The organism is Bordetella genomosp. 5 (genome assembly GCF_002261475.1).
Classification (GTDB): Bacteria; Pseudomonadota; Gammaproteobacteria; order Burkholderiales; family Burkholderiaceae_B; genus Bordetella.
The window spans coordinates 142,519-150,561 of sequence record NZ_NEVN01000003.1 but is presented as its reverse complement, the minus strand read 5'-3'; the positions used below and the strand labels follow the sequence as shown (position 1 = coordinate 150,561).

General features: G+C 66.0%; 3 protein-coding genes. 2 read left to right on the top strand and 1 reads right to left on the bottom strand.

Translation table 11 applies throughout. From position 1 onward, the window contains the following. Positions 1 to 5,867 (bottom strand): AIDA repeat-containing protein (locus CEK29_RS06535; RefSeq protein ID WP_176456845.1); only part of this gene is annotated, 5,867 nt, incomplete at its 3' end. A 470-nt stretch (positions 5,868 to 6,337) separates the two neighbouring features. Here CEK29_RS06535 and CEK29_RS06530 point away from each other — a divergent pair. Then, entirely contained in the window at positions 6,338 to 6,790 is a 453-nt protein-coding gene (locus CEK29_RS06530) for a DUF2214 family protein (RefSeq protein WP_094857637.1), read from the top strand. Beyond that, entirely contained in the window at positions 6,790 to 7,653 is an 864-nt protein-coding gene (locus CEK29_RS06525) for an EcsC family protein (protein WP_094857636.1), read from the top strand. The genes CEK29_RS06530 and CEK29_RS06525 overlap by 1 nt, the downstream gene beginning before the upstream one ends. Positions 7,654 to 8,043 lie beyond the last annotated feature (390 nt).

Below are 8,043 nucleotides of genomic sequence, written 5' to 3'. Positions count from 1 at the left end.
CCTACGTTCTGCTGGCCACCGTTGCCGACTTGCGTGTTGGACGCATTGCCGCTGACATTCTGCGTGCCGCTGACTTGCGCGTTGTTGGCAGAGCCGCCGCTGCTGACGTTCTGCGTGCCGCCCGAGCTGACAACGGTGGAATTGGCGTTACCACCTGAGCTGACGGTTTGCGAACCGCCGGAGCTGACGACTGTGTTCGTGGCGGAGCCACCGGAGCCTACGTTCTGCTGACCACCGTTTCCAACCTGCGTGTTGGACGCATTGCCACTGACGTTCTGCGTGCCGCTGACTTGTCCGTTGTTGGCAGAGCCGCCGCTGTTGACGGTTTGGGTACCACCGCTGCTGACCACGGTGGAATTGGCGTTACCGCCCGAGCTGACGGTCTGCGCGCCGCCGGAGCTCACGACCGTGTTGATGGCCGAACCACCAGAGCCTACGTTCTGCTGGCCACCATTGCCCACCTGCGTATTGGACGCATTGCCACTGACGTTCTGCGTACCGCCGGAACTCACGACCGTGCTCGTGACCGAGCCGCCGGAGCCCACGTTCTGCTGACCGCCATTGCCGACCTGCGTATTGGAGGCATTGCCGCTGACATTCTGCGTACCGCTGACTTGTCCGTTGTTGGCAGAGCCACCGCTGTTGACGTTCTGGGTGCCGCCGCTGCTGACGACAGTGGAGTTGGCGTTACCGCCCGAGCTGACGGTCTGTTTGCCACCGGAGCTCACGACCGTGCTCGTGACCGAGCCGCCAGAGCCCACATTCTGTTGACCGCCGTTGCCGACTTGCGTGTTAGAGGCATTGCCGCTGACGTTCTGCGTGCCGCTGACTTGTCCGTTGTTGGCAGAGCCACCGCTGTTGACGTTCTGCGTACCGCCGCTGCTGACCACGGTGGAGTTGGCATTGCCGCCCGAACTGACGGTCTGGGTACCGCCGGAACTCACGACCGTGCTCATGACCGAACCGCCGGAGCCCACGTCCTGCTGGCCGCCGTTACCGACCTGCGTATTGGAGGCGTTGCCGCTGACGTTCTGGGTGCCGCCGCTGCTGACGACAGTGGAGTTGGCGTTACCGCCCGAGTTGACGGTCTGTTTGCCGCCGGAGCTCACGACCGTGCTCGTGACCGAACCGCCAGAGCCCACGTTCTGCTGACCGCCGTTGCCGACCTGCGTGTTGGAGGCGTTGCCGCTGACGTTCTGCGTGCCGCTGACTTGTCCGTTGTTGGCCGAGCCACCGCTGTTGACGTTCTGGGTGCCGCCGCTGCTTACGACCGTCGAATTGGCGTTGCCGCCGGAGCTGACGGTTTGCGAGCCGCCGGAGCTGACGACCGTGTTGGTGGCCGAGCCACCGGAGCCTACGTTCTGCTGGCCACCATTGCCGACCTGCGTGTTGGAGGCATTGCCGCTGACGTTCTGCGTGCCGCCGCTGCTGACTGCGGTGGAAGTCGCATTGCCACCGGAGCTGACAGTCTGTGTACCGCCTGAGCTGACAACGGTGGAGTTGACGTTACCGCCCGAGCTGACGGTCTGCTTGCCGCCGGAGCTGACAACGGTGCTGGTGGCCGAACCGCCAGAGCCCACGTTCTGCTGACCGCCGTTGCCGACCTGCGTGTTGGAGGCATTGCCGCTGACGTTCTGCGTGCCGCTAACTTGCGCGCTGTTGGCCGAACCGCCGCTGCTGACGTTCTGGGTGCCGCCGGAGCTTACGACCGTGGAATTGGCGTTGCCGCCCGAGCTGACGGTCTGCGTACCACCAGAGCTGACGACCGTGCTGGTGACCGAGCCGCCGCTTCCGACGTTCTGCTGGCCACCATTGCCGACCTGCGTACCGGAGGCATTGCCGCTGACATTTTGCGTGCCGCCACTGCTGACAGCGGTGGAGGTTGCATTACCGCCCGAGCTGACGGTTTGCGTGCCGCCGCTGCTGACCACCGTGGAGTTGGCGTTGCCGCCCGAACTGACGGTCTGCTTGCCGCCGGAGCTGACAACGGTGTTCGTGGCCGAACCACCAGAGCCCACGTTCTGCTGACCGCCGTTGCCGACTTGCGTGTTAGAGGCGTTGCCGCTGACGTTCTGCGTGCCGCTGACTTGTCCGTTGTTGGCAGTGCCGCCGCTGTTGACGTTCTGCGTACCACCGCTGCTGACGACAGTGGAGTTGGCGTTACCGCCCGAGCTGACGGTCTGTTTGCCACCGGAGCTCACGACCGTGCTCGTGACCGAGCCGCCAGAGCCCACGTTCTGTTGACCGCCGTTGCCGACCTGCGTATTCGAGGCGTTGCCGCTGACGTTCTGTGTACCGCTGACTTGTCCGTTGTTGGCAGTGCCGCCGCTGTTGACGTTCTGCGTACCGCCGCTGCTGACGACAGTGGAGTTGGCGTTACCGCCCGAGCTCACGGTTTGTGTACCGCCGGAACTCACCGTCGTGCTCGTGGCCGAGCCACCCGAGCTGACGTTCTGTTGCCCGCCGCTCGACACCTGCGTGCCGGATGCATTACCACCCGAACTCACGTTCTGCGAACCGCCCGCACTGACCACCGTGTTGCTGGTCGTGCCGCCACCGCTTACGTTCTGCGCACCACCGCTACTGACGACCGTCGAGTTGGTCTTGCCGCCCGAGCTGACGTTCTGTTGGCCACCGCCCAACACCTGAACGCCGAAGGCATTGCCGCCACTGCCGACGTTGTGCTGGCCCCCACTGCTGACCGCGGCCCCGATGGCGCTGCCGCCAGACGCCACGTTTTCCTGACCCCCGCTCTGCACGCTCGTGCCGCTGGTGTAGCCCCCCGAACTCACCCATTGAGCACCGCCCGAGCTGACCACGGTATAGAGTGCGCTGCCGCCTGCACTCACCACCTGATCTCCGCCGCTCGAGACCTGGGTGGACGTAGCCGTGCCGCCGGACGAAACCGTTTGTTTGCCGCCGGATGAGATTTGGGTGTTGCTCGCCTGACCACCGCTCTGAACGCCCTGGCTACCGCCGGCGCTCACGATCGTGGACGTGGCGGTGCCACCGGACGACACCGTTTGATTGCCGCCGGACGAGATTTGGGTGTTACTCGCCTGGCCACCACTCTGAACGCCCTGGCTGCCTCCGGTGCTGAGGGTCGTGGACGTGGCCGTGCCGCCGGACGAGACCGTCTGCACACCACCGGAAGAGACTTGCGTGCTGGTCGCTTCGCCGCCGATCAGGACGCCCTGGCTACCGCCATTGCTCAGCGTCGTGGACGTTGCCTTGCCGCCGGACGACACCGTCTGGTTGCCGCCGGAAGACACTTGCGTGTCGTTCGCAGCGCCGCCGCCCTGCACACCTTGGCTGCCGCCATCGCTAAGCGTCGTGGAGGTGGCCGTCCCGCCGGACGAGACCGTCTGACCCCCCCCGGAAGACACCTGCGTGCCGCTGGCGTCACCCCTGCCCTGTATTCCCTGGCTACCGCCACTGCTCACCGTCGTGGAAACGGCCCTGCCGCCGGACGACACGATTTGCACGCCACCCGTGGACACGTGCGCGTTGCTCACCCGGGCGCTGGCCTGGACCGTCTGGGTGCCGCCCGACGACACGTGCGTGTCGGAAGCCAGAGCAAAGCCAGCCACCTTTTGGACACCGCCATTGCGCACAATGGTGGATGTGGCCAGACCACTGCTGTCGACGGACTGCGAGCCACCCGACGACACCTGCGTATGGTCGGCCCGACCGTAAACCACCTGGCTACCGCCATTGCTGATGGTCGTGGATGTCGCCGTGCCACCGGAAGATACGATTTGCGCGCCCCGCGAGGACACATGCGTATCGCTCGCCTGGCCACCGCTCTGCACGACCTGTTCACCACCATTGCTGACGGTCGCGGACGTGGCCGTCCCGCCGGACGAGACCGTCTGAACACCGCCCGAAGACACCTGCGTGTTGCTCGCCTGACCGCCGCCCTCCACGCCCTGGCTACCGCCACTGCTAAGGCTCGTGGACGTGGCCGTCCCGCCGGACGAAACCGTCTGGACACCGCCCGAGGACACCTGCGTATTGCTCGCCTGACCGCCGGCCTCCACGCCCTGGCTACCGCCACTGTTAAGGCTCGTGGACGTGGTCCTCCCGCCGGACGAGACCGTCTGAACGCCGCCCGAGGACACCTGCGTGTTGCTCGCCTGACCGCCGCCCTCCACGCCCTGGCTACCGCCACTGCTGAGGCTCGTGGACGTGGCCGTCCCGCCGGACGAGACCGTCTGAACACCGCCAGAAGACACCTGCGTGTTGCTCGCCTGACCGCTGCTCTCCACGCCCTGGCTACCGCCGCTGCTAAGGGTCGTGGACGTGGCCGTCCCGCCGGACGAGACCGTCTGAACACCGCCCGAAGACACCTGCGTGTTGCTCGCCTGACCGCCCGTCTGCACGCTCTGGCTGCCGCCATCACTGACCGTCGTCGACGTGGCCGTGCCACCCGACGTCACCGTTTGAATGCCGCCCGATGACACCTGCGTGTCGCTCGCCTGACCGCCTTCCAAGACACGCTGCCAGCCGCCCGACGATACGTGGGTGCTCGTGGCCCGGCCCGAGTCATAGATTGTTTGTGTGGCGCCGTCGCCGACGATCGTGGACGTGGCCCTGCCGTCGGCATGGACCGATTGAGAGCCCCCTGAAGATACCCGCGTGTAGTCGGCCTGGCCGGACACCGTTTGCCGACCGCCAGCGCTGACGATCGTGGACGTCGCCGTGCCACCCGAAGACACCTGTTGGTCGCCGCCCGAGGACACGTGCGTCTGGATCGCTTGACCGCCTTCCCGCACGACCTGGTAACCGCGGTTGCCGATGATCGTGGACGTGGCCGAGCCGCCAGACGAGACGACTTGATAACCACCGGACAACAATTGCGTGTTGCTCGCCTGGCCGCCGTTCTGCACGGCCTGCCTGGCGCCATCGGCGACGAACGTGGACGTAGCGGTGCCGCCCGATGACACGGTTTGCACGCCGCCTCCGGACAGGAGCGTGTTGCTCGCCTGACCGCCGCTCTCGACGCCCTGCCTGCCGCCATCGTAGATGATGGTGGAGGTCGCCGTACCGCCAGAAGAGACCGTCTGCAGACCGCCCGACGACACCCGCGTGTTGCTGGCCTTGCCCCCGTCGACGCCTTGAGTACCGCCCGCGCTGATCGTGGTGGAGGTCGCCGTACCGCCCGACAGCGTCTGCGTGCCGCCGGACATCACTTGCGTGTCCCGGACATGAGCGCCGCTCAGCACGGTCTGAATGCCGTTGTTGCTGATGGTGGTGGAGGTGGTCACGCCCCCGCTCGACACCGTTTGCCTGCCGCCCGAGGACACCTGCGTGCGGAAGGTGTCTCCGCCGCTCTCCACAATTTGCCTGCCGCTGCTTCCGACAATACTGGAGTCGGCGTAACCGCCCGCCGAGACGATCTCCGTTCCACCCGTCAACTGCGAAAAAGTCGCCCGACCGCCATTGTGCACAACGAGTGTGCCCCCTCCGGTGACCACCGTGTTGCTGGCGCTGCCCCCGGCACTGATCAGCATGGTGGCATTCGACCCGACGTTCATGAAAATCGCCCAGCCACGACGATTCACGCGAGTTCTGAAGGTGCTGCCACTCGACGTGTTGGACAAGGTCCAGTTGTAGGCCACTCCGAAGATATCGGCATTGTCGTCCACCAGGGTCAAATCAGAAACAGATGAGAACGCGGGGACCGTGACGTCGGCCTCGGCGGCCGCCCCGAGGGTCATTCCCAACACGCCCGCGAGGGCCGCCGCGGCGGCCGTTTTGCGTACCGACTTCGACGCCTTGCCGCGCCGGGGGCCGATTTCACTGGTGACCACCCATGCGGCACGCACCACACTCCAGATGACGCGGTAGATTCGATTCAGGCCCATGTTCTCTTCGCAGGTAGGAGAGGCAGCTTTTCCGGACGTCAGTACGGACGTCAGGTACAGACGGCTTCGAAAAATAGTTGGAGTCCGTGGGATGGCGACCGGGTCGATCGAGGCGCCGCTCCCATGCCCAACGATGGGCCGAAGTGTGTGTTTGTCCGACGAGCCGAGCTCTAGAAGATGCTCTAAACATTCGAAGAATCAGATCAGCGCGCACAAAAGTGCTATTGCCTTAATACTGAGCAAGCCCGGCCTTCGTGCGCGCGTAGCCCCGCTGCCCAGCAACGAGGGGATGCGGTGATCTGCCATGCGGCGAGACCTCGATGTCTTCTTGTGATGTTCGGCGCAGCAAAACCTGCCGTCCGCGCAGCACGGCGCGGTTACGACAGCTGACACCCAGGGGCACGCAGGAATTGGTACAACAGGGTTGGAGCCTGCGCATGGTGCGCCGGCCCGCTCCGGGAATTCGCCTCATGGTGCAAGACGCATTGCTGGCCTGGCTGCATTACATGGCCATCTTCTTTCTCATCGTGGTGCTGACCGCGCAGGCCGTGCTGCTGCGCCCGAACCTCGCGCCGGCGACGGTGAGGCGTCTTGCGCTCTATGACCGCCTCTATCTGGTGTCGGCCATCGTCGTGCTGCTCACCGGCCTCGCGCGCCTGATGATGGGCGCCAAGGGCATGGACTTCTTCATGCCCAATCCGTGGTTCCACGCCAAGATCACACTGTTCGTCGTGATTGGTCTCTGTTCGATTCCGCCGACGCTCGCCTTTCTGCGCTGGAAGCGGCAGGCCGCCAGCGAGCCGGGCTTCGTGCCGGCCGACACCGAGATCCGCCGGGCACGCCGCTGGGTCATGATCGAATCGCACCTGTTGATTCTGGTGCCGTTGTGCGCGGCCCTGATGGCGCGAGGCGTGGGTTTCTGATGACGAACGCCCTTCCCTCCCTGCACGATCATCCCGACGACCTGGCGGCTCTCAAGGCTGCCGTGGCGCGGCTCGAGGCGCCGTCGCTCACGATCCGGCTGTCCAATATGATCGGCTCGCCCATCGAATGGGCGATCAGCAAGCTGCCACGCGCCGCGTCGTCCAAGATCCAGGATGCGGTGCACCTGGCCTTGCACAAGTCCGTGTCGGCGGCGCTGCGCACCTTCCCGGACAAGGCCACGGGCGGCGCGCCGCGCAATCGCACTCATGGCGCGGCAGCGGCGCTCACCGGTGCGGCGGGCGGCTTCTTCGGGCTCACAGGCACGCTCGTCGAGTTGCCCTTCTCCACCACCATCATGATGCGTTCGGTCGCGGACATCGCCCGCAGCGAGGGCTTCGCGCTCGACGACCCCGAGATCCAGCGCGAATGCGTGCAGGTGTTCGCGATGGGTGGCACGTCCAAGGACGATGACGCGGCGGAGTCGGCCTATTACGCGTTGCGCACGGCCTTCAACGAAGTGGCCAAGGAGACGGCGCGCGCGCTCGCCGAAGTCGCGACCAAGCATTCCGCGGGCAAGGTGTCGGCGCACTTCGCGTCGCCCAAGCAGGCCGGCACCTGGCTCGCCAAGACGATCGAGGTGGTGGCGCAGCGCTTCGGTATCAACATCACCGAAAAAATCGCCGCGCAGGCCGCGCCGGTGGTCGGCGCCGTCAGCGGCGCGGCAATCAACGCGCTGTTCATCAATCACTACCAGGACATGGCGCGCGGCCATTTCACGGTCAAGCGGCTCGAGCTGAAGTACGGCGAAGACGCCGTGCGCCAGGCCTACCGCGAGCTGCTGGCCGCCCATCCCCCGCGCTGACCGCGCGCCGCCTCCCACCCCCGCCGGCCACGCGCCCCGGCACGGTGAGCCGGGCCGCCAGATGTCCGGCGGCCCAGCGCCCGGAGGTCTCTGGCCCGAATGCCGGGCGCCCCGCCCCCTCGCGAACCGCACAGCGAGCCGCCGATCCGCGGCTGGCCGACACGCATTTCCATTTTGCTGCTCTGCACCTAGGGATAGTCCCAAATCTCCTGGCGCCGGCAAATGGTGATAATACTGACCTGTATACAGCGCTATCTACAGCGTGCCGCCCGGATTGCCGGGTCGTCATCGCCCTGCCGCCCGCTCGCGGCGGCGGGCGCGGACAGACCGCCGGATCCACACGCCAGCAAAGCCAGGAGCACTAAACCGTCACGTCACACGCCCGCGCAC

Excerpts from the sequence above, each read along its gene's own strand:
- CEK29_RS06525 (WP_094857636.1), top strand. The coding sequence starts at position 6,790 with ATGACGAACGCCCTTCCCTCCCTGCACGATCATCCCGACGACCTGGCG.
- CEK29_RS06530 (WP_094857637.1), top strand. The coding sequence starts at position 6,338 with ATGGTGCAAGACGCATTGCTGGCCTGGCTGCATTACATGGCCATCTTC.